This is a genomic window from Leifsonia sp. HAY1-4F (genome assembly GCF_056755275.1).
The window spans coordinates 1-239 of the sequence record NZ_JBNDHX010000578.1 but is presented as its reverse complement, the minus strand read 5'-3'; the positions used below and the strand labels follow the sequence as shown (position 1 = coordinate 239).

The 239-nt window shown below is 64.4% G+C and carries 1 protein-coding gene; it reads left to right on the top strand.

The annotated features are described in order from the left end of the window. Positions 1-191 (top strand): hypothetical protein (locus ACPYOG_RS20560; protein WP_481295918.1); only part of this gene is annotated, 191 nt, incomplete at its 5' end. Between the last annotated feature and the right edge of the window lie 48 nt (positions 192-239).

Genomic DNA, 239 nt, shown 5'->3' with positions numbered 1-239 from the left:
CTCCGTCGTCGGCAGCGTCAGATGCGTATAAAAGACAGGTCCAGAAGGCGTCGGTGATCTCCGGGAAGGCGATCGCCTTCGGTCACGGCGGTCGCACCTTCCTGCGAACCGCCGTGCAGAAGAAGCCCGCAGTGATCGCAGTCCGCACCTGTCTCTTATACACATCTCCGAGCCCACGAGACACTCGCTAATCTGGGGGGGTGGGCTTTTGTTGGGGGGGGAGGGGGGGGGGGGGGGGG